The sequence below is a fragment of the Streptomyces qaidamensis genome, assembly GCF_001611795.1.
GTDB classification, from domain to species: Bacteria; Actinomycetota; Actinomycetes; order Streptomycetales; family Streptomycetaceae; genus Streptomyces; species Streptomyces qaidamensis.
The window spans coordinates 3,238,102-3,256,729 of record NZ_CP015098.1 but is presented as its reverse complement, the minus strand read 5'-3'; the positions used below and the strand labels follow the sequence as shown (position 1 = coordinate 3,256,729).

The window sequence follows — 18,628 nt, the reverse complement described above, 5'->3', positions numbered from 1 at the left end:
CTCGGGACGGCGGGAACGCGCCTGAACTGCCGGGTGCCGACAGCGCCGAAGTGCACGCCCGGCACACGCCGCGTCCCGCTGGGAAACGAGCCGGACGGCCACCTGGTCACCACCGCACCGGAGGGCTTCGCGGACCGTGGTGCCCTCCCTCGTCCCTGAGTGCGATTTGCTTGCTGTAGGGGTGCGTTGAGAGGTTTGCGACTCTAGACGCTGTCCGTACTTTTCCTTCAAAACCGGGCGTGTGTGTCGGAACGGTGAAGGCGGCCTTTCCGGCGAGATCACTCCTTTGGCGGCACAACTCGCGTGAACGCCACGCGTTGACACAGCGCCGGGCATCCGCCCGGATGTTTGTGTCAACCCCAAGGAGCACCTCTCCATGTCGCGTATCGCGAAGGGCCTGGTCCTGACCTCCGCTGCCGCTGCCGCTGTCGCGGGCAGCACCGGCATCGCCGCCGCCGACGCCGGCGCGCAGGCCGCCGCCGCCCACTCCCCGGGCGTGCTGTCCGGCAACGTCGTCCAGGTTCCGCTGCACATCCCGGTCAACGTCTGCGGCAACACGGTCGACATCATCGGCCTGCTGAACCCGGCGTTCGGCAACGAGTGCGAGAACGACTGACGTCGCCTCGAAACCCTGACCGGCCGTTCTCCTGCGGGACCACGCGGGAGAGCGGCCGGTTTCGCGTTGCCCCGAACGGGGGCCGACGGGCGGATCGGCGGACGGGGAACGCGCACGCCGCCTACCAGGGGGGACGCCGCGAGCCCGGGGACGCGGCGCTGACCTGGGGCGTTCGCTCGGTTGCGGAGCGTTCCGGCCGCTCGCACGGTGGGCACAAGATCCGACGCACCACCGAAAGGAACCCCCATGCGTCTGCCCGCACGGCGAATCGCGACGTCCGCGCTCTGCGCCACGCTGCTGCTCGGGGTCACCGGGCCCGCGGCCGTGGCCGCCGACAGCGCATCGGCCCCGGAGCACACCCACGCGGCGTCCCGGGCCCCCGTCCCCGACGCGGACGAACTGCTCGGCCAGGTCGAGAGCCTGGGCGGCCTGGGCGGCGTCCTCGTCCCGGTCGCCGACCTGCTGACCGCCGTGCTCAAGGCGGACGACGGCCAGCTGCCGCATTCCCAGGCGGCCAAGCTGAGCACCTCGGTGCAGGACGCCATCGACCACGCGACCGCGACCGCGACGGCCCCGACCGCGCCGGGCGCCGCCCCCCAGAGCAGCCCCCTGCCGCAGGCCAGCACGCTGCCCGCCCCCGTCGAGGACGACGCCGAGCTGCCCGAGGACCTCGCCGCCGAGGCCATGACCGCCCTGGAGAAGTCCACCGGGGAGCTGCTCAAGGCCGTCACCTCCGGTGACGCCGCCCAGGTCACCCCGGCGGTCGACGCCGTCGTGGCCGGGGTCGTCAACGCCGTCGCCGCGACCCTGGTCGGCAGCCGGCTGCCCGCACCCGACCTGGCCGGCCTGCCCTCCCTGCCGAAGGCCCCCTGAGAGCGCCCCCGCTCACCGGTCGTCGTGCCGGCCCCCCGGACCGGCACGCGTCCGTTCAGCGACTCATATGAGGTTCTGGCGACGGGGTTTCCGCTCCGTCCAGGCATCGTTAGGCACGGCGTCCGAATTCCCCGCCGGTGACATCCGTCGCCGAAGAAAGGATTCACGATGAAGTCCCTGAAGGCCGCCGCCGTCGTTGCCGGTTCCCTCGTCGTCGCCGGTGCCGCCGCACCCGCGCACGCCGCCTACGACACGGACAGCGTCACCCCCACCAGCCTCAACGGCGCCGTCAACGCGCTCACCAGGGAGCCCATCGACCCGATGCCGCTCAAGCACCAGTCCAACGCGCTCGACACCGAGAACGAGGACTCGATGCTCAGCACCGTCAAGCAGGCGACCACCCGGCTCAACTCGAACGGCGGGCTCCTCGGCGGTCTTCCGCTGCCGAAGTGACCCCACCCGCGCACGCCGGGGCGCGCACGGCGGGCGCCGGCCGCGCGTTCGCCCTGCTGCTCGTCGTCACGGGAGCGGCCGGGCTGCTGGCCTCCTGGATCATCACCCTCGACAAGTTCAAGCTGCTTCAGGACCCGGACTTCACGCCCGGCTGCAGCCTGAACCCGGTGGTGTCCTGCGGCAGCGTCATGGAGAGCGACCAGGCCGAGGTCTTCGGGTTCCCCAACCCGATGCTGGGACTGGTCGCCTACGGCGTCGTCATCTGCGTCGGCCTGAGCCTGCTGGCCGGTGCCCGCTTCCCGCGCTGGTACTGGCTGGCCTTCGACGCCGGATGCCTGTTCGGGGTGGGGTTCGTGACGTGGCTGCAGTTCGAGTCGCTGTACCGGATCAACGCGCTGTGCCTGTGGTGCTGCCTGGCGTGGGCCGCGACGATCCCCCTGTTCTGGTACGTGACCTCGTTCGCCGTGCGCCAGGGGTTCCTGCCCGCGCCCGGGGCGGTGCGCCGGTTCCTCGACGAGTTCACCTGGGTGCTGCCGGTGCTGCACCTCGGCATCGTCGGCATGCTGGTCCTGACGCGCTGGTGGGACTTCTGGACGAGCTGACCGACGGCCGTCCGAAAGCGGTCCGGTCCGTCGTATTACTGCGGCAGTCGGGGGAATTGTGCGCTCGTGCGGTTCCCCGGCTCGTTACTCGGTACGCACGCTGAGCCCCCGACACGCGAAAGGGACCGTACCCCAGATGAAGTCGACCACCCGAGGAACCCTCGCCGCAGTGATCACGTGTGTGGCGGCCGCGGCCGGCGCCGCCACCGCGACCCCCGCCGCCGCGGTCGGCACGGTCCCCGTCCCCGTGCCGCTGGGCGGCGCCGAGAAGGCCCTCAACGTGGAGCTGCCCGAGGCCACCGGGCAGCTCCCGGTACCGGTGCCGGGCTCGCCCGACGGACCCCGCTACGTCGAGGGCCGGCTCATCCCGGAGCGCGCCGTCCCGCAGCTGCCCGTCCACGGCGGACTGCCCGGCGCCGACCTGCGGGCGCCCCTGCCGCACATCCTCGGCGCCGGCTTCGACCACATCGGTGTCGACGCCCCCGCCTCCGACCTGCGCACGCTCGCCCCGGGCGGGTCCGTCGACGCCCCGCTCACCTCGCCCCACGCGGACGGCTTCGGCCTGCCCCAGGCGAAGCTCCCGCAGGTGGGCGTGCTGGCCCCGCTGGTGCAGACGGTGCCCACGGCGGACCTGGGTATCGGCCCCGGTCTGTAGGACGCCGGTCCGTACCGGGTGTTCTCGTGTGGCCCCCGCGGTGGTGACCGCGGGGGCCTTCGGGCTGTTACCGCAGTGACAACCCGAGCGGAACGAGGAGCACGACATGGTCGTAGGCGTCGGTGGAGTACCGGTGGGCACGGCAGGGGACGAGGGCGCCGCGGGCACCCGGCGCGGTGTGCTGCGCGGCCTGGCGGCCGCGGCGGCCGGCGCCGTGCTGACCCCCGTCGCCGTGGCCGCCTGGCCCGAGGAGTCCGACGGCAAGAACACGGACGTGCGGGCCGGCGACGGCATGTTCGAGGAGACCTACCGGGGCCGCCTCATCCGCGGCGTGCCGATCCCCTCGCCGGAGCAGGAGGCCGGTGACGTGGACTGGCACGTCACCGTGGACGGGCGGCCGCTGCACCTGATGCGCCGCGCGGACGGCAGCTGGCTGAGCATGGTCGACCACTACCGCTCCTACCCCACCCCCCTGGCGGCGACCCGCGCCGCCGTCGACGAACTGGGCCCGGGGCAGCGCCTGCGCGACCTGCCCGGCCACGGCCCGGGCCACCAGGACGGGGGAGCCCATGGCGTACACGCGTAAGGACGTCAGCACCCTCACCCGCACCGAGAAACGCCGCTTCGTGAAGGCGATGCTGGAGGTGAAACGGCGCGGCGAGTACGACGAGTTCGTCCGCACGCACATCGAGTACTACACCTCCGACGGCGAGGACGGCCTGCGCACGGCCCACATGGCGCCCTCCTTCCTGCCCTGGCACCGGCAGTTCCTGCTGGACCTGGAGAAGGCGCTGCGCCGGGTCGACGCGTCGGTGTCGGTGCCGTACTGGGACTGGACGCGTGACCGCACGACCACGTCCGCCCCCTGGACCGCCGACCTCCTCGGCGGCACCGGCCGGCGCTCCGACCGCCAGGTGATGACCGGGCCGTTCGCCTACGCGGAGGGCAACTGGACCATCAAGGAGGGCATCACGGACGAGGAGTTCCTCACCCGGGACCTGGGCCGCGCCCGCGACCCCATCCAGCTGCCCACCGAGGCCGAGCTGGAACGGGCCCTGAAGGACCCGCTCTACGACGCGTCCCCCTGGGACTCGACGACGGGCAAGGGCTTCCGCAACAAGCTGGAGGGATGGGGGAGCAGCCAGGGCAGCGCCTCCTGGCAGAACCACAACCGGGTGCACCGCTGGGTCGGCGGGGCCATGGTCGGCGGCGCCTCCGTCAACGACCCGGTGTTCTGGATGCACCACGCCTTCGTCGACCTGGTGTGGTCCCGCTGGCAGCGGCGGCACCGGGAGCACCGCTACCTGCCGGCCAAGCCGCCCGGACCGGGCAGCGCGCAGTACCGGCGGGTCGTGGCGCGGCACGAGAAGCTGCCGCCGTGGAACGTGACCCCGGACCAGCTGGAGGACCACGGGCGGATCTACCGCTACGGGTGACCTGGTGACCGCCTTTCGGCCCATGCGAAGAGCCCCGGCGCTCAGGGTGCCGGGGCTCTCTGTGCGTGCACGGTGTGGTGCGTGCGTGCACGGGGTGGGTCGTGCGATCAGTGGCCGTACCCGTAGCCACCGGGGTGGCTCTTGGGGTCGTCCTTGTTCTCGCACTCGTTGCCGAACGCCGGGTTGAGCAGGCCGATGACGTTGACGGTGTTGCCGCACAGGTTGACCGGGATGTGGACCGGCACCTGGACGACGTTGCCCGAGAGGACGCCCGGCGACCCGACGGCCGCGCCCTGGGCACCCGCGTCGGCCACGGCCAGACCGGCCCCGCTGAGTACCACGGCACCCGTGCCGAGTGCGGCACCGGCTGCCTTCGCGATGCGAGACATCACGTTCTCCTTCTGACTCGGTGAGCACGGCTGCAGGTGGCGCCGCCGTGCTCACCGTTCAACGCGCCCGTACCCGGGTGGTCACGGCGATCATGGCCGGATCACCCGTCCTGGACGGGCACGCTCCGCCATGAGGACGGTCAGAAGGGGGCAGGCCGCGTCAGGGAAGCCGTCGCACTGGTGTGCCGTCGAGGAACGCACGGATGTCCTCGACGGCGTGGCCGTAGTAGGTCGCGTAGTTGGCGCGGGAGACGTAGCCCAGGTGCGGGGTGGCCAGGAGGCGGGGTGCCGTGCGCATGGGGTGGTCCGCGGGAAGGGGCTCGATGTCGAAGACGTCCACGCCGGCTCCGGCGATACGGCCCGTGTGCAGGGCGTCGAGCAGGGCGTCCTGGTCGACGATCGCCGCGCGGGAGGTGTTGATCAGGTAGGCGGTCGGCTTGAGGAGGGCGAGTTCGGCCGGACCGAGCAGGCCCCGGGTACGGTCGCCGAGGGCCAGGTGGACGGAGACGAAGTCACTGCCCGCGAGCAGCTCCTCCTTCGAGCCGGCACGTTCGACACCGACCTCGCCGGTGCGCTCCCGGGTGAGGTTCTGACTCCAGGCGCTCACGTGCATGCCGAAGGCGAGCCCGACCCGGGCGACCCGGCCGCCGATCTTCCCCAGGCCGAGCAGCCCGAGTCGCCGGCCGTGCAGATCGGCACCGACGGTGCTCTGCCAGGGGCCGCCGGAGCGCAGGGCGTTGCTCTCCTCGACGATGCCGCGAGCGAGGCCGAGCAGCAGGGCCCAGGTCAGTTCGACGGGCGGGGTGGAGGAACTGGCCGTGCCGCACACCGTGACGCCCTGTTCCTCGGCGGCCGCGTAGTCGATGACGGAGTTCCGCATGCCGGAGGCGACGATCAGTTTCAGCCGGGGCAGCCGGGTGATCAGCGACCCGGGGAACGGGACGCGTTCGCGCAGGGTCACCACGATGTCGAAGCCGGCCAGGGCGGCGGCCAGGTCGTCCTCGCCGTCGATGTGCCGGTCGAAGAACACGACCTCCACGTCGTCCGCGACCACCGACCAGTCGGCGGCCTCGGCCGCCACCTGCTGAAAGTCGTCCAGTACAGCGCAGCGCAGCCGCACGTCGTGCCCCTTTCACGGCCCAGGGTCCCGTTCACCGGCCATGATCGCGCGTACGCCGGGGGTGCGGGAAGTGCCTGCCGGGGACCGTGGTCAGGAAACGGCCCTCGCCGCCCCCGGGCATGGCCGCGGCGCTCCACAGGGCCAGGAGACCGGCGAGGGCGACGGTCCCGGCCGTGAGCACAAGCGCCCCGGCGGCCAGTGCGCTCAACGGCCCGTCGGCCAGGGCCGGGACGGCCGAGCCGCCGGTGAGCGCGATGCTGAGCGGGACCAGCACCGACCCGCAGACCGCCGCGGCCAGCGGCAGCGCGACTCCGCAGGTCAGTACGGCCTCCCGGACAGGCATCCGCAGGACCGCGCACGAGCGCGGCGTGCCGAGCATTCGTACGGGAGGGGCGGGTGGAAATCATCATGGAGATGTGTTGACCGTTCCCGACGATTTCGTGGCCGCTTCGTGGTTGCGGAGCACTGAAAGCGAGAGCTCGGGGGACGTGCGCCATTGCAGGAGCGCACGGAGGAACCCGCATGCCGCTCACCTCGCTCCGGTGACCTCAATGAAGGCGTCCCACGCGCTCACCCCCCCCGCTACGGGGCATGCGGGAAGCAGGACCGCGAACGGCTGTGTGTCAACCTGCCGTACCGGTCTGGCGGAAGACGCGGTCGAGATGGTCGTCCAGGACCGCGGAGGCGGACTCGGGGCTGCGCTGACCGACGAGGATGCTGGTGCCGAGCCCCGCGGACATCGCGAGCAGGCCTGCCGCCGTCAACTGCGGGTCCACGCCGGGCTGCAGCAGGTCCGCGGTCTGCGCCTGCCGGAGGATGTCGGTCAGGGCGCCTTCGGCTGCGTCGGGGTCCTTGATGAAGGGCTGGGCCGCGAGCGTCCGGTCGGTCACGGCGAGAACGGCGTACGAGGTGTAGAGGTGGTGGAAGATGCGGCTCTCCTCATCCGTCGGCAACGCCGTCATCAGCAGCGCCTCGACCATCGCGCGCGGCCCCGGCTCGTCCCCGGCGGCTCGGATGCGGGCGGCGAGCCGCTCCCCGAACTTCCCGGTCAGGTGCTCCAGTCCGAAGAGCAGCAACTTCTCCTTGGTTTCGAAGTAGTACTGCACCAGCCGCAGTGACACGCCCGCCTCCGCTGCCACATCGCGCATCCCCACGGCATGAAGCCCGCGTCGCCCGGCGACCCGGACGAGCGCCTCCGCGATCTCGGTGCGCCGTTCCGCATGGTCCACCCGCTTGGGCATCGGCTTGTTCTCCGCTCGTCGTCTGCTGCCTCGCCGGCCCTTTGATGATACAGCCGTATCAACATCGTGATACGTTCGTACCACGAACCCGATACCCTCCGGAGGTGGCCGTGTCCGAGACCACTGCCCGCACCCAGGCCGACATCGGCCGCTATGTGAGCGACACCTGGCGCGACCGCTACTTCGCCGCCTGCGACGCCGTCTACGCGCTGGGACCACCCGCCCTCGCGGAGCAGGACGTGGAGACCAAGTTCGGGACCACGCACGTGTATCGCTACGGACCCACCGACAAAGCGGCCCAGTCCCGCACCCCGGTCGTCCTGGTACACGGAGCGGGCTCCTGCTCCGCCATGTGGTACCCCAACACCCCCGCCCTCAGCGCCGACCGCCCCGTCTACGCCGTCGACACCCCCGGCGACCCCGGCCGCAGCGTGCAGCGCGAGCCGATCCACCAGCCCGAACGGGCCGCACAGTGGCTGGACGAGACGCTCGACGGGCTCGGGCTCGAACGCGTCCACCTCGTCGGCACCTCCTACGGAGGCTGGCTCGCCCTGAACCAGGCACACCGACGGCCCGAACGCCTCGCCTCGGTCACCTTGCTCGACCCGGGCGGACTCGAGAAGGTCGGGCTGCGCTTCTTCGTCTGGATCTTCGCCGGCCTCTTCGCCACCTTCGCACCCAGGAAACTGCGCCCGCGACTGGCGGCCTGGCTGGAACAACCGGTCCTGGTCATGCCCGAGCTGCGCACGATGATCAGGACCGCCATCCGCGCCTACCGCATCCGCCGCCCGGCACCGCTTCCCCTGACCGAGGCGGAGCTGTCCGGCATCCGCACGCCGCTCTACCTGGTGCTCGGCAAGCGCAGCCTCCTGCTGCACCCCGAACGGCAGATGGAACGCGTCCCCCGCCTGATACCGGGCGCCCGCGCCGAGATCATCACCGGTACCGGGCACGGACCGCAGATCGACCACGCCCAGGAAATGAACCGCAGGATGCTGGCCTTCATGGCCTCCGTCGACTGACAAGCGTCGAGCCGACGGGCATCCGGACAGGCCGGGTGGGCGGCCCGGAGTCCATCCGGAAACCGAACCCGAGGCGTATGCCGTCGGACTGAGGGCGCAAGGCTCCCGCCTGCCGCTCCGACGAGAGACCCCGGCACGAACTCCCTCCGTCACACAGAACTTGGGCGTACGCGGCCGCTGTGGCGCCTCCAGGACCTCGGCAGGTCTACCGGGGGAACGGCAGACTCAGCGCTCGCGGACGCGTAGGCCGTGCCGAACGCATGCGAATCCGCGGATCCGCGTCGTCAGGTGGCGGGGAGGGGGGCGATGCCCGTCGTGTGGGCGGAGAGGTCGTGCCCTTTGCATGCCCGATCTTCGTACGCCTGACAAACCCGAGCCGGCGACGCATAGCGGATGACGCACAAGCCCCAGGGTGCTGACCCGGGGCTTGTGAAACGAGCGGCTGATCCTCGCCCAATACCGAAAGCTCGACCTCGAAGGTGTCGAGGGAGCTCGTCCATCGCCGCCAGACGTTCCTCGGGGAACAGCCCAGTCATGGCGAAGGCCTCCGTGTGTGCGCAGCGTGTCAGGCCCGTCCCCCGGTCGTCCCTGCCCTGAGTTTTATCGCACGGTCACGCGGGTCGTACCCAGCACTGACGCCCTCCACCAGCACGACGTCCCCGTCGATGTGGTCGGTCCGAAGCCGCAGGATCTGTTGATACGCGGGGGACGCGTACCAGGCGCGGGCCTCGGCCAGACTGGGGAACTCAATCAGCACCATGCTGCCTGGCCAGCTCCCCTCCACCACCTCAGCCGGCGGACCGTGGATCAGGAAGCGGCCGTGAAACGGGTGGAGGGTGGCCTGGATGTGCTCCAAGTACTCAAGGACATCAGGGTGGTGACGGCGATCACGTAGGTGGGCAAAGCCGTATGCAGGCACGTCCGTTTCCTTGGCTCGCTCCGGTACGACGACTTGAACGTAACCCCGCGCTTCGCACGCCGCGATTACCTCCGAGGTAAGGGCCGGACGGGTGCTCAGACCCGACCCGACCCGCCCCAGGGGCTCACCGCAGACCGTTGAACGGCCGTGTATACGGCGTTCGGTGCCCCTCAGTTCGGCAGCCTTGCCGCGTAGATCCAGTCGAAGCCGTCGTATCCGGTTCCGTCGAGGTGCTCTGCCCGGGTCAGTCCAGCGCGCACAGCCACGCGTTGAGAGGCGATGTTGTTCGGCCGGACGCGGGCGATGAGTGGGAGGTCGGGAACGTAGCGGAGCGCCCAGGTGGCGACCGCCGTTGCGGCCTCGCCGGCGAAGCCCTGGCCCCAGGCCGAAGTGGCGAAGCGGTAGAAGAGATTGAGGACCTTCATGCCTTGCAGTTCCATGGGCTTGATTCCGCAAAAGCCCAGCTGCTGGGGGGAGCCGTGGCGCCGGACGACCCAGTACCCGTATCCACACCGCTGCCATTGGTCATTCCAGCGGCGATACAGTTCCCCGGCCTCGTCGAGCCGCGTGAGAGCGTCGGAGGGATTGTGCAGACAGGTCTCGGGGTCACGGTGAATGGCCAAGATCGCGTCGATGTCGGCTTCGGTCGGACGCTGCAACGACAGTCGGGGAGTGTGCAACTGCTCGCCAGCAGGGCTTCGGTCACTCATGCGAAGATCGTAGAGCTGTGTCACGCGGCCCCTATGAGGTAACCGATCCAGGCACGGATCGGTGAGTCCGGCGCGAAGTTCGTCTTCTGCTCGGCTGGGCGTTATGCCATCGGACGTACGCGGCGATGGCGGCGTTTCGGTCGCCGAGGCTGCGGTGGGCACGCCCGGCGGCGGCAGCCCACGCGACGGATGACTTCACGGAAGCGGCCCAGCGGGAGCTTCAGCGCCCTTCCGCCGAGTGCAACACTAGCGCCCGGGCTGGCGGCGCCACCGTCCGAATCGACCCTGGCGAGGGCTGCGACCCCGCACCGACCTGCTCCAATACCGCCGCGCCTGCGCCGAGTCGGCGCGGCGCCTGCCAGCTACCGTGGTGGACTGGAGCTGACCGCCCAATCTGGCACGACTGTGGCACGCGACCTGGACGTGCCCGAGTGGGCCGCTAGTGCTGACGACTCGTCGGTTCGCCGTACAGGTCTTCGATCTCGCGCTCGGCGCGAGGGCAAGCAGCCATTGTTCCGTTCGGCGTCTCGTAGCTGCTTGTCGGCTGTTCCGAGCAAGCCACTCGGCCATGCCACGAACAGCTGCCTTGCCTTCCTACCGTTCCCGCGTGGTGCAACTTTGCGTCGTAGGGGTGCTTCACGATGGGCACGAGAGCTCCTGAACGCTAGGACGATGGATCAACGGTAGCGACCGCCGACGGTTGGGAACGGACGTTCCGCAAGTAGGAGGGGGCTCGGCCTGGACGTCCGCTACCACGCCCTCCGCCACACCTGCGTGCCCCTGTTGCTCGGCCTCGGCATCCCGCCGCACGTCATCCGCGACATCGTTGGGCACAGCGCCCTGACGTGACCATGAACATCTACGCGCATGCTGACATGACCGAGAAGCGGGCTGCTCTGGACGAGCTGGGAGACCTGCTGTCCGACGGGTGACGGGGGCGTTGCCGTCAGAGACACGAAACGCCCTGGAGGGGAGATCCCCTCTGGGCGTTTTTGCTGTTAGGAGGCGGCGCCCCCCGGCAGGACCCGAACCTGCGGCCAAGCGCTTAGAAGGCGCTTCGCGCATTCGCTTGCAACAGCGCTCTGACCTGGGCGGTCACTCGCTCTGGTGACGGCTTGTCTGACTTCGACACGCATTCGACTCGCCCTCGTGGGGTCCGCGTGTGGCCCTCAGCAGCCGGTGTACCAATCGGCCCTTCCGCTGACCAGCGGGACTGAAGAAGCCCACGACTCTGACCAGCTCAGATGCCGTGGGCTTCTGTCGTTGTTGGTCGGCGCCGGCTGACCTTGGCCGGCCCGGACTTCGCGCCGAGCCGTCGCTAGTTTGGAAGATCGCGTATGCGGAGCCGGGCTGAGCTGGTAAGACGCTGAGCCGCGCGTTCCCGGCTCGCTCTCGGCTGTTCCCCGAGGCTCCCCGCTACTTGCTGTCCCATCGGGCACGTCGGGGGCACGGCCTCTACTCGTAGATCCGGGCGGCAGCCAGGGCGCGAGCGAAGAACGTCCAGTCGCCCTGGGGCGGTAGATCCTGCCCATGGTTGTGGTACCACCCGGGCGCATCCGACACCCAGGCTTCCAGAGCCTCCAAGAAGGCGTCTAGCGTCGCGTTCTCCCACTCCGCGCCATTCTCCGCATGGTCCGCTCGTAGACGCGCCAGGAAGACGCTGAAGGCTTCCCGGTCGCCAAGGTGGTCGGCTGCTGCAAGAGGTCTCGACATGACCGCGACCCTATGGGTGTCCACGCGTGGGTGATCACGGGTTCTACACCCGAAAACGTGGCGCCCGGTGCCCGATCCGGGCTTTGAGGTCTGACCTCATCCTTATCAGGTCGATCATGCGGGCTTGTCGAGTCGGCCAACAAGGCCTGCACTCGCCCGGTCGTCCACTGACGTCCGGCGGGACCGCCCCTACCCGTGTTGGGTGTCAGTCGCTGTATGCGGTCTTGACAAGCGATCTCACCAGCCCCCGCACCACAACGAGGCGCTTAAGACGCTGGTGGGTGCGCTGCCAGGCGCCCGGGCTCATCAGCGGTTGCGGTGCGCGGCTGCTGCACTCAGCCCAGCGCTCGGCGGCTCGCCCGGCCAGACAGACCACCTCTTGCAGCGGTGCCCTCGGACTTTGCACCTCAGGACGGTTACCTCATCCCTACGGGGTACTCACTCCCAGACAGGGCACATAACGGACAATTCGGAGGAAGTGTAATGGCGACGCAACCCCGGTCAGACATGGAAACCCATCCCGACATCGTCGCAATGCGCAATCGACACGAGATGGCTGAACGCTTCGCGACCACCCCGAGGGCGCAAGCCGTCGAGGCCATGGCCCTGATCACAGGGCTCTATCTCGCGGCCTCACCGTGGATCGCGGGATTCAACAACTTTTCCACCCTGGCGGTCAACAACCTGATCACCGGTATCGCCTACGCCCTCCTCATGAGCGGTGGCTTCGGCCGGGCATACGAGCGTTCGCACAGCATGGCGTGGGGCGCTTGCGTGCTGAGCGTGTGGACGATCTTTGCGCCGTGGGTTGTGGCAGGTGACGTCAGCACCACCAGGACCATAGTCAACAACATCATCGTCGGCGTGATCGCCCTGATGCTGGCCCTCATGGCCGCCGCAGCCGCCCGCCCGGTGGATCAGTCGTCCGGCGACCGCTCTTCTGCGGGTAGGTGATCACCCCTCGGGAGCAGGCCGAAACCGGCCTCAACCCACCACTCACTCCAGCTCCCATCCCGTACGCCGTCGACCCACACACCGTGGAGCGGGCGTTGTTCATGGCGTCCAGGTGGAGCGCGCCACTGTACGAACGACCTGGACGCCATGGGCCGCGTCTGCTCGGCTCTGCCTGGGTTGATGGTGTACGGGACGGGAGCCTCTCGCGCACGCCACTACGGACCCGCAGTCGGGGACGGCGCCCCCTCCATCCCGGTGCCGGCCGATCCCCCGCCGGAGGCACTGTTCTGACCCGCGGGCGCTAGGTGCGGTGATCGGCTCATGGCTACCGGCCCTATCCACGCGTGGGCGCGCGTCGGCGCAGCGCGGGCGGAGCGGGCCGAAGGCAGGAGCGGCGCCCGGAGCGGAGCCGGGAAGCGCGCCCGGCGGAGCGGAGCGCAGCCGGGGCTTGATGAAGTAGGGGAACGTTCTACCGCGCTCTTGGCTGCTGTCCTGTGCCACTGACGATCTTCGATTACGCCTGAGTCGTGGTCTTCTGCTTGAGGCGTTCGCAGGGGGTCTGGCCGCCGAGGCCGCCGTGGGGGCGATGACAGTTGTAGTAGTCCTCCCACTCGCGCAGCTTGTCGTTGAAGACCTCGGCGTCGTCGATGACGACGCCGTCGAGGAGCCGATAGAACTCCTCGGCATCCATGCGGTGGGAGCGTTCAACCTTGCCGTTCAGGCGTGGCGTGCGGGGCTTGATGTAGGTGTGGGCGATGCCCTTGTCGAGGACGTGCCAGTGGAAGGCGGACTGGAACTCGGCGCCGTTGTCGGTCTGGATGACCTCAACCTGGAACGGCAAGCGCTGCAGCACGTAGTCCAGCAACTGAATGGCAGTGGCCTGGTTCAGCGTTGGATAGATCCGCAGGACGCGCAGGCGGGTGCAGTCGTCGATCGCGGTGAACTGGAAGTACTTGTTGCGGCCACCGCGGCGCCCCCTGGGGCATCGAGGCGAGCGGCTCGATGAACTTAGCTTCCGGGCTCGGAACGGAACTCGTGCTCCAGGGTCTTCAAAGCTTGGTCCATGGCGCAGATGCTGCCAGCCCACCGTCCATCTCCTACGGGAGGATGGATGGCCTCTGACCGGGCAAGTGACGGCCTGGAGGTGTCCGGCGCCGGCTGATCCGTCGGCCGAGAACTTCGACACGTATTCGACACGGCCACCCGAAAAGACCCAGTGACAGCCGGACAACCCCGGAGCCCACCCTTGATCATCAAGGCGGTGTCCGGGGCTTCACTGTGCCGTCTGGCATGTGCCCTGACCAGCAAAAAGCCCTCCCCAAAGGGAGGGCGGAGACTTGCGCCCCCGGCAGGACTCGAACCTGCGGCCAAGCGCTTAGAAGGCGCCTGCTCTATCCACTGAGCTACGGGGGCCGGGTGTGGTGGCCTCTGTCCTGGTGCCCGGGTGTGGGCCGATCCGTGACGTTGCCGGGGACAAGGATAGGGCTCCCGCGTCCTTGTCCCTGTTGCTTCGCCTCCGTGGCTCGATGTGGAGGTTCAGTGAAGCGGTCCTGATAATCGCAGGCAGGTACGAATCGTGCATCGCTTTTGGCGTCAGAGGCATCGGGTGTTGTGCACTCGTTATGCCTGGAGTCTGCCCGTGTCCCAGTCGTCCCTTCCGTCCCTTGTGTTCCGTCGGCGCGCAGACATGCTCATATGCTTCAGAATTCCCCTAAAATTGGGCATTCTTCACATGTGGTGACCTTGGACGTACGGCCTCAGCTGCTCGACGCACTCTCCGCCCTGCGCGACCGTGTCGCCGCCGCACGCTTCCCGCTGCCCCTGGCGGGGGCCCCACGCGCGCGTGCCAACCGCGACGAACTCCTCGCGCAGCTCGACGACTACTTGGTGCCCCGCTTGCGGGACCCCGAAGCGCCGCTTCTGGCCGTCGTGGGCGGGTCGACCGGAGCCGGGAAATCGACGCTCGTGAACTCCCTCGTGGGACGGCGGGTCAGCGAGGCGGGCGTGCTGCGGCCGACGACACGCACCCCCGTGCTGGTCTGCCATCCGGAGGACCACCACTGGTTCAGCGGGATGAGGGTGCTGCCCGACCTCACGCGCGTGTGGGTGCCCCAACAGGACTCCACCGACGACCTCCTGCTCCCCGGCGAGAACCCCGCGCGCGTACTGCGCGTCGAGACCGCCGAGACGCTCCCGCCCGGCCTCGCCCTCCTCGACGCGCCCGACATCGACTCCCTGGTCTCCGACAACCGGGTCCTGGCCGCCGAACTCATCTGCGCCGCCGACATCTGGGTCATGGTCACCACGGCCGCCCGCTACGCCGACGCCGTCCCCTGGCACATGCTGCGCACCGCCAAGGAGTACGACGTCACCCTCGTGACCGTGCTCGACCGGGTGCCTCACCAGGTGGTGAACGAGGTGTCGCGGCAGTACGGGGCCCTGCTCACCAAGGCCGGGCTCGGCGAGGTGCCGCGCTTCACCGTGCCCGAACTGCCCGAGTCCGCCTGGGGCGGCGGGCTCCTGCCGGCCTCCGCCGTCGCCCAGCTGCGCACCTGGCTGGTGCACCAGGCCCAGGACCCCGCGGCCCGGCAGCACGTCCTCGCCCGTACGGCGTACGGCGTCCTCGACTCCCTCAAGTCCCGGATGCCCGAGCTGGCCGGGGCCGCCGCCGCGCAGTACGCCGCCGCCCTGCGGCTCACCTCCGCCGTCGAAGGGGCGTACGACAGCGAGCACACGCGCGTGCGGGGCCGGTTGCAGAGCGGGGCGGTCCTCGCCGGGGACGCGCTCAAGCGGTGGCGCGCCTTCCCCCTGGACTGCACCGCCGCCGAACTCCTCGACGCGCTCGTGGAGAGCCTCAGCGCGCTGCTGCTGTGCGCCGTCACCGCCGCCGACGAGCGCGTCGACGACGCCTGGCGCCGCGAACCGGCCTCCGCCGCCCCGGAACTCGCCGTACGCGAGAGCGGCGCGGACAGCGCCGAGCACCGCATCGGTCTCGCCGTACGGCGGTGGCGGCGCGAGCTCGAGGAGCACGCCGAGGACGAGGTACGCGAACTCGACCGCAACCTCGCGCCCGACCCCGAGCTCGTCGCCGCCCTGGTCGCCACCTCCCTGCTGGGCGGCCGCCGGGGCCGGATGGCAGGGGAGGGCCTCGCCGAGCGGATCGGCGCCCATGGCGCGCTGCGGCTGCGCGACCGGGCCGGGCGGCTGCTCACCGAGCACGTGGACCGGGTCCTGCACGCCGAACGCGAGCGCCGGCTCGCCCCGCTCGACGCGCTCGACGTCCACCCCGAGCCCCAGGCCGAACTCATCGCCGCGCTGTCCGTACTGCAGAAGGAGAGGTGACCGGTGACCGTCACCGACCAGGACCCCACCGAGCACGCCGATCAGCCGGACGACGACGCCCGCCAAGGGGGCGGCGCCGTCGGCCGGAGTGCCCCGGGCGGCGCGCGTGCGACGCGTGCCGACTCCACCGAGACCTGGGACGACGGACTCATCGCACGCCGGGTCGCCGAGACAGCCGAAGGAGACAGGTTCCCCATGACGGACAACCGCTCCGCCGTCCCGCCGACGGTGACCCCACTGGTGTACGACGGGACGCTGCGCTCACGGCTGGAGGCCCTGCGCGAACTCGTGGGGCTCTCCCGCACCCGGCTCGACAGCAGGACGCTCTCGGGGGCCGGCCGGGTACTCGACGAGGCGTCCGCGCGGCGCAGGCTTTCCGGTCAGCACACCGTCGTCGCCATCGCGGGCGCCACCGGCAGCGGCAAGTCGCAACTGTTCAACGCGCTCGCCGGGGTGACCATCTCGGAGACGGGTGTACGCCGTCCCACCACCGCCGCGCCCATCGCGTGCAGTTGGAGCGACGGGGCGGCCGGCCTCATCGAACGGCTCGGGATCCCGCCCCGGCTGCGCCGTCGGCCGTTGCCGACCGGGGACGGCGAGTCGCCGCTGCGCGGACTCGTCCTGGTCGACCTGCCCGACCACGACTCGGCGGCCGTACAGCACCGCCGGCACGTGGACCGCATCCTGGCGCTCGTCGACGCGGTCATCTGGGTCGTCGACCCGGAGAAGTACGCCGACGCCGTCCTCCACGAGCGCTATCTGCGGCCGATGGCGGCCCACGCCGAGGTCATGTTCGTCGTCCTCAACCAGGTCGACCGGCTGCCCGGGGAAGCCGCCGAGCAGGTTCTCGACGATCTGCGGCGGCTCCTCGACGAGGACGGCATCGCCCTCGGGGAGTACGGCGAGCCGGGTACGACCGTGCTCGCGCTGTCCGCGCTCACCGGGGACGGTGTCGGGGAACTGCGCGAGGTGCTCGGCCAGTTCGTCTCGGAGCGCGGAGCGGCGAACCGCCGCATCTCGGCCGACGTGGACATCGCCGCGGCACGGCTGTGGCCCGTCTACGCCACCCAGCGGCGGACCGGGCTCAGCGAACAGGCCCGGGAGGAGTTCTCCGACCGGCTCGCGGACGCGGTGGGCGCCACGGCGGCAGGTGAGGCGGCCGAGCGCGCGTGGCTGCGCAACGCCAACCGCGCCTGCGGCACGCCCTGGCTGCGGCTGTGGCGCTGGTACCAGGACCGCGGCGAGCCCACCACGGGCCGGCTCCCCTCGCGGACGCAGGCCGACGAGGAGGCGACGGCCCGTCAGAGGGTCGAGCAGGCGGTGCGGACCGTGGCCGACCGGGCGTCGGCCGGGCTGCCGGTGCCCTGGGCGCAGGCGGTGCGCGAGGCGGCCGCCCGTGGTTCGCAGGGGCTGCCCGAGGCGCTGGACGAGCTGACCGCGCGCGCGGGCGTGCCTGCGGGGCGGCCGCCGCGCCCGGGGTGGTGGCCGGTGGCCGTCCTCACCCAGGCGTGCATGACGGTCCTGCAGTTCCTGGGCGGGCTGTGGCTGCTGGGCCAGATCATCGGGGTCATGGCGCCGAACCTGGGGGTTCCGGTGCTGCTGATGGTGATCGGCATCGTCGGCGGACCGCTCATCGAGTGGAGCTGCCGGATGGCGGCCCGCGGCCCGGCCCGGCGCTACGGCCTGGAGGCGGAACGCCGGTTGCGGGAGGCGGCGGCCGGATGCGGCCGGGCCCGGGTCCTGGATCCGGTGGCGGCGGAACTTCTGCGCTACCGGGAGGTGCGGGAGCAGTACGGGAGGGTGGTCGGGGCGGGGCGGTGAGGCCATGACGGCGACGCCTTGGCGGTGAGGCCATGGCGGTGAGGCCTTGGCGGTGAGGCCGGGGGCGTGACCCACCCCACCCCGCCCCGCCCCGCCTCACCTGTCACCACCCGTCCGGGTGACGGCGCTATCCACAGGCACCCGGGGATCCACAGCGCTCAGCGGGCCCGGCCCGGCCACGGCAGTCTGGCAGACACAGCCGTACGGGACGGGCCCGTACGCGTGTCGGCCCGGTGCGTTGCCGCACTCCGGGCCCGAGGGAGGGTTCGCGATGAACGAGACGATGGTCTGCGCGGTCGGCAGGGTGGCGACGCAGCCGGTGTACCGGGAGATGGCGTCCGGCCCGTCGGCGAGGTTCCGGCTGGCGGTGACCGCGCGCTACTGGGACCGCGAGAAGAACACGTGGACGGACGGGCACACCAACTTCTTCACGGTGTGGGCCAACCGTCAGCTGGCCACGAACACGGCGGCGTCGCTGACGGTCGGCGAGCCCGTGATCGTGCAGGGCAGGCTGAAAGTGCGGACCGACGTACGCGAGGGGCAGAGCTGGACGTCGGCGGACATCGACGCCGTGTCGATCGGACACGATCTGGCCTGGGGCACCTCGGCCTTCAGGCGTGCCGGCAAGGCGGAGACGGCGTCTGCACCGACCCAACCGGAGCCCAACTGGGAGACAACGCCGGATGGTTCGCCGGATACGGCGGAGTCGGGAGCGCAACATCGGCCGGAGTCCGCGGTATTGACGTGACGTCAACCATCGAA

The 18,628-nt window shown here is 70.5% G+C and carries 19 protein-coding genes, 2 tRNA genes and 1 pseudogene; 12 read left to right on the top strand and 10 right to left on the bottom strand.

The annotated features are described in order from the left end of the window. Positions 1–376 precede the first annotated feature (376 nt). The 7 genes from chpG (at position 377) to A4E84_RS14195 (ending at position 4,635) form a co-directional block, all read left to right on the top strand. A complete protein-coding gene (gene chpG / locus A4E84_RS14225; protein WP_062926927.1) occupies positions 377–616 on the top strand; it encodes a chaplin ChpG in 240 nt (79 codons plus the stop codon). 246 nt (positions 617–862) lie between these two features. Then, positions 863–1,489, top strand: a complete 627-nt coding sequence (locus A4E84_RS14220) for a hypothetical protein (RefSeq protein WP_062926926.1) — start codon at positions 863–865, stop codon at positions 1,487–1,489. 168 nt (positions 1,490–1,657) lie between these two features. Then, positions 1,658–1,942 (top strand): hypothetical protein, encoded by a 285-nt coding sequence (locus tag A4E84_RS14215; RefSeq protein WP_062926925.1) that lies wholly within the window; start codon positions 1,658–1,660, stop codon positions 1,940–1,942. Then, on the top strand, positions 1,939–2,544 hold the full coding sequence (locus A4E84_RS14210) for a vitamin K epoxide reductase family protein (RefSeq protein ID WP_062926924.1): 606 nt from the start codon (positions 1,939–1,941) through the stop codon (positions 2,542–2,544). The genes A4E84_RS14215 and A4E84_RS14210 overlap by 4 nt, the downstream gene beginning before the upstream one ends. 136 nt (positions 2,545–2,680) lie before the next feature. After that, complete coding sequence (locus A4E84_RS14205) at positions 2,681–3,199, top strand: hypothetical protein (protein WP_062926923.1); 519 nt, start codon at positions 2,681–2,683, stop codon at positions 3,197–3,199. Between the two features lie 106 nt (positions 3,200–3,305). Further along, a complete protein-coding gene (locus tag A4E84_RS14200; protein ID WP_062926922.1) occupies positions 3,306–3,785 on the top strand; it encodes a tyrosinase family oxidase copper chaperone in 480 nt (159 codons plus the stop codon). Then, entirely contained in the window at positions 3,769–4,635 is an 867-nt protein-coding gene (locus A4E84_RS14195; protein WP_062926921.1) for a tyrosinase family protein, read from the top strand. Before A4E84_RS14200 ends, A4E84_RS14195 begins: the two co-directional genes overlap by 17 nt. 107 nt (positions 4,636–4,742) lie before the next feature. Here A4E84_RS14195 and A4E84_RS14190 read toward each other — a convergent pair whose 3' ends face one another. From A4E84_RS14190 to A4E84_RS14175, 4 genes are all read right to left on the bottom strand, one after another. Beyond that, entirely contained in the window at positions 4,743–5,024 is a 282-nt protein-coding gene (locus tag A4E84_RS14190) for a chaplin (RefSeq protein ID WP_062926920.1), read from the bottom strand. Between the two features lie 160 nt (positions 5,025–5,184). Beyond that, complete coding sequence (locus A4E84_RS14185) at positions 5,185–6,144, bottom strand: D-2-hydroxyacid dehydrogenase family protein (RefSeq protein ID WP_062926919.1); 960 nt, start codon at positions 6,142–6,144, stop codon at positions 5,185–5,187. 31 nt (positions 6,145–6,175) lie between these two features. Then, entirely contained in the window at positions 6,176–6,487 is a 312-nt protein-coding gene (locus A4E84_RS14180) for a hypothetical protein (RefSeq protein WP_159029574.1), read from the bottom strand. 280 nt (positions 6,488–6,767) lie between these two features. Further along, entirely contained in the window at positions 6,768–7,385 is a 618-nt protein-coding gene (locus A4E84_RS14175; protein ID WP_062926917.1) for a TetR/AcrR family transcriptional regulator, read from the bottom strand. Positions 7,386–7,495: 110 nt separating this feature from the next. Here A4E84_RS14175 and A4E84_RS14170 point away from each other — a divergent pair, with 110 nt between their 5' ends. Next, positions 7,496–8,407 carry an alpha/beta fold hydrolase gene (locus tag A4E84_RS14170; protein ID WP_272481879.1) on the top strand — a complete coding sequence of 304 codons (912 nt, stop codon included), beginning with the start codon at positions 7,496–7,498 and terminating at the stop codon, positions 8,405–8,407. Between the two features lie 565 nt (positions 8,408–8,972). Here A4E84_RS14170 and A4E84_RS14165 read toward each other — a convergent pair. The 4 genes from A4E84_RS14165 to A4E84_RS14155 all read right to left on the bottom strand — a co-directional run bounded on the left by A4E84_RS14165 (position 8,973) and on the right by A4E84_RS14155 (position 11,749). Continuing rightward, the gene (locus A4E84_RS14165; protein ID WP_062926915.1) at positions 8,973–9,326 is read right to left on the bottom strand and encodes a DUF1330 domain-containing protein; all 354 of its coding nucleotides are present in this window, start codon (positions 9,324–9,326) and stop codon (positions 8,973–8,975) included. 170 nt (positions 9,327–9,496) lie between these two features. Next, positions 9,497–10,036, bottom strand: coding sequence for a GNAT family N-acetyltransferase (locus tag A4E84_RS14160; protein ID WP_062931449.1), 540 nt, complete (start codon positions 10,034–10,036; stop codon positions 9,497–9,499). A 1,009-nt stretch (positions 10,037–11,045) separates the two neighbouring features. After that, a tRNA-Arg gene (locus tag A4E84_RS42895) sits at positions 11,046–11,129 on the bottom strand. Positions 11,130–11,491: 362 nt separating this feature from the next. Then, entirely contained in the window at positions 11,492–11,749 is a 258-nt protein-coding gene (locus tag A4E84_RS14155; RefSeq protein WP_062931448.1) for a DUF7660 family protein, read from the bottom strand. A gap of 483 nt (positions 11,750–12,232) precedes the next feature. On the opposite strand from A4E84_RS14155, the gene A4E84_RS14150 reads away from it, so the two are divergent. Continuing rightward, positions 12,233–12,703: an SPW repeat protein gene (locus A4E84_RS14150; protein WP_237304907.1), complete on the top strand. Its 471-nt coding sequence runs from the start codon at positions 12,233–12,235 to the stop codon at positions 12,701–12,703. A gap of 514 nt (positions 12,704–13,217) precedes the next feature. Here A4E84_RS14150 and A4E84_RS14145 read toward each other — a convergent pair. Both A4E84_RS14145 and A4E84_RS14140 read right to left on the bottom strand, forming a co-directional pair. Further along, positions 13,218–13,719 (bottom strand): annotated as a pseudogene (locus A4E84_RS14145) (integrase core domain-containing protein); the annotation flags it as partial. Positions 13,720–14,043: 324 nt separating this feature from the next. After that, a tRNA-Arg gene (locus A4E84_RS14140) sits at positions 14,044–14,116 on the bottom strand. Between the two features lie 321 nt (positions 14,117–14,437). Between A4E84_RS14140 and A4E84_RS14135 the strand changes: the two genes are divergently transcribed. The 3 genes from A4E84_RS14135 (at position 14,438) to A4E84_RS14125 (ending at position 18,614) form a co-directional block, all read left to right on the top strand. Then, on the top strand, positions 14,438–16,045 hold the full coding sequence (locus A4E84_RS14135; RefSeq protein WP_062926914.1) for a dynamin family protein: 1,608 nt from the start codon (positions 14,438–14,440) through the stop codon (positions 16,043–16,045). Between the two features lie 3 nt (positions 16,046–16,048). After that, the gene (locus A4E84_RS14130) at positions 16,049–17,866 is read left to right on the top strand and encodes a YfjP family GTPase (RefSeq protein WP_062926913.1); all 1,818 of its coding nucleotides are present in this window, start codon (positions 16,049–16,051) and stop codon (positions 17,864–17,866) included. 271 nt (positions 17,867–18,137) lie between these two features. Further along, on the top strand, positions 18,138–18,614 hold the full coding sequence (locus A4E84_RS14125; protein WP_062926912.1) for a single-stranded DNA-binding protein: 477 nt from the start codon (positions 18,138–18,140) through the stop codon (positions 18,612–18,614). Positions 18,615–18,628 lie beyond the last annotated feature (14 nt).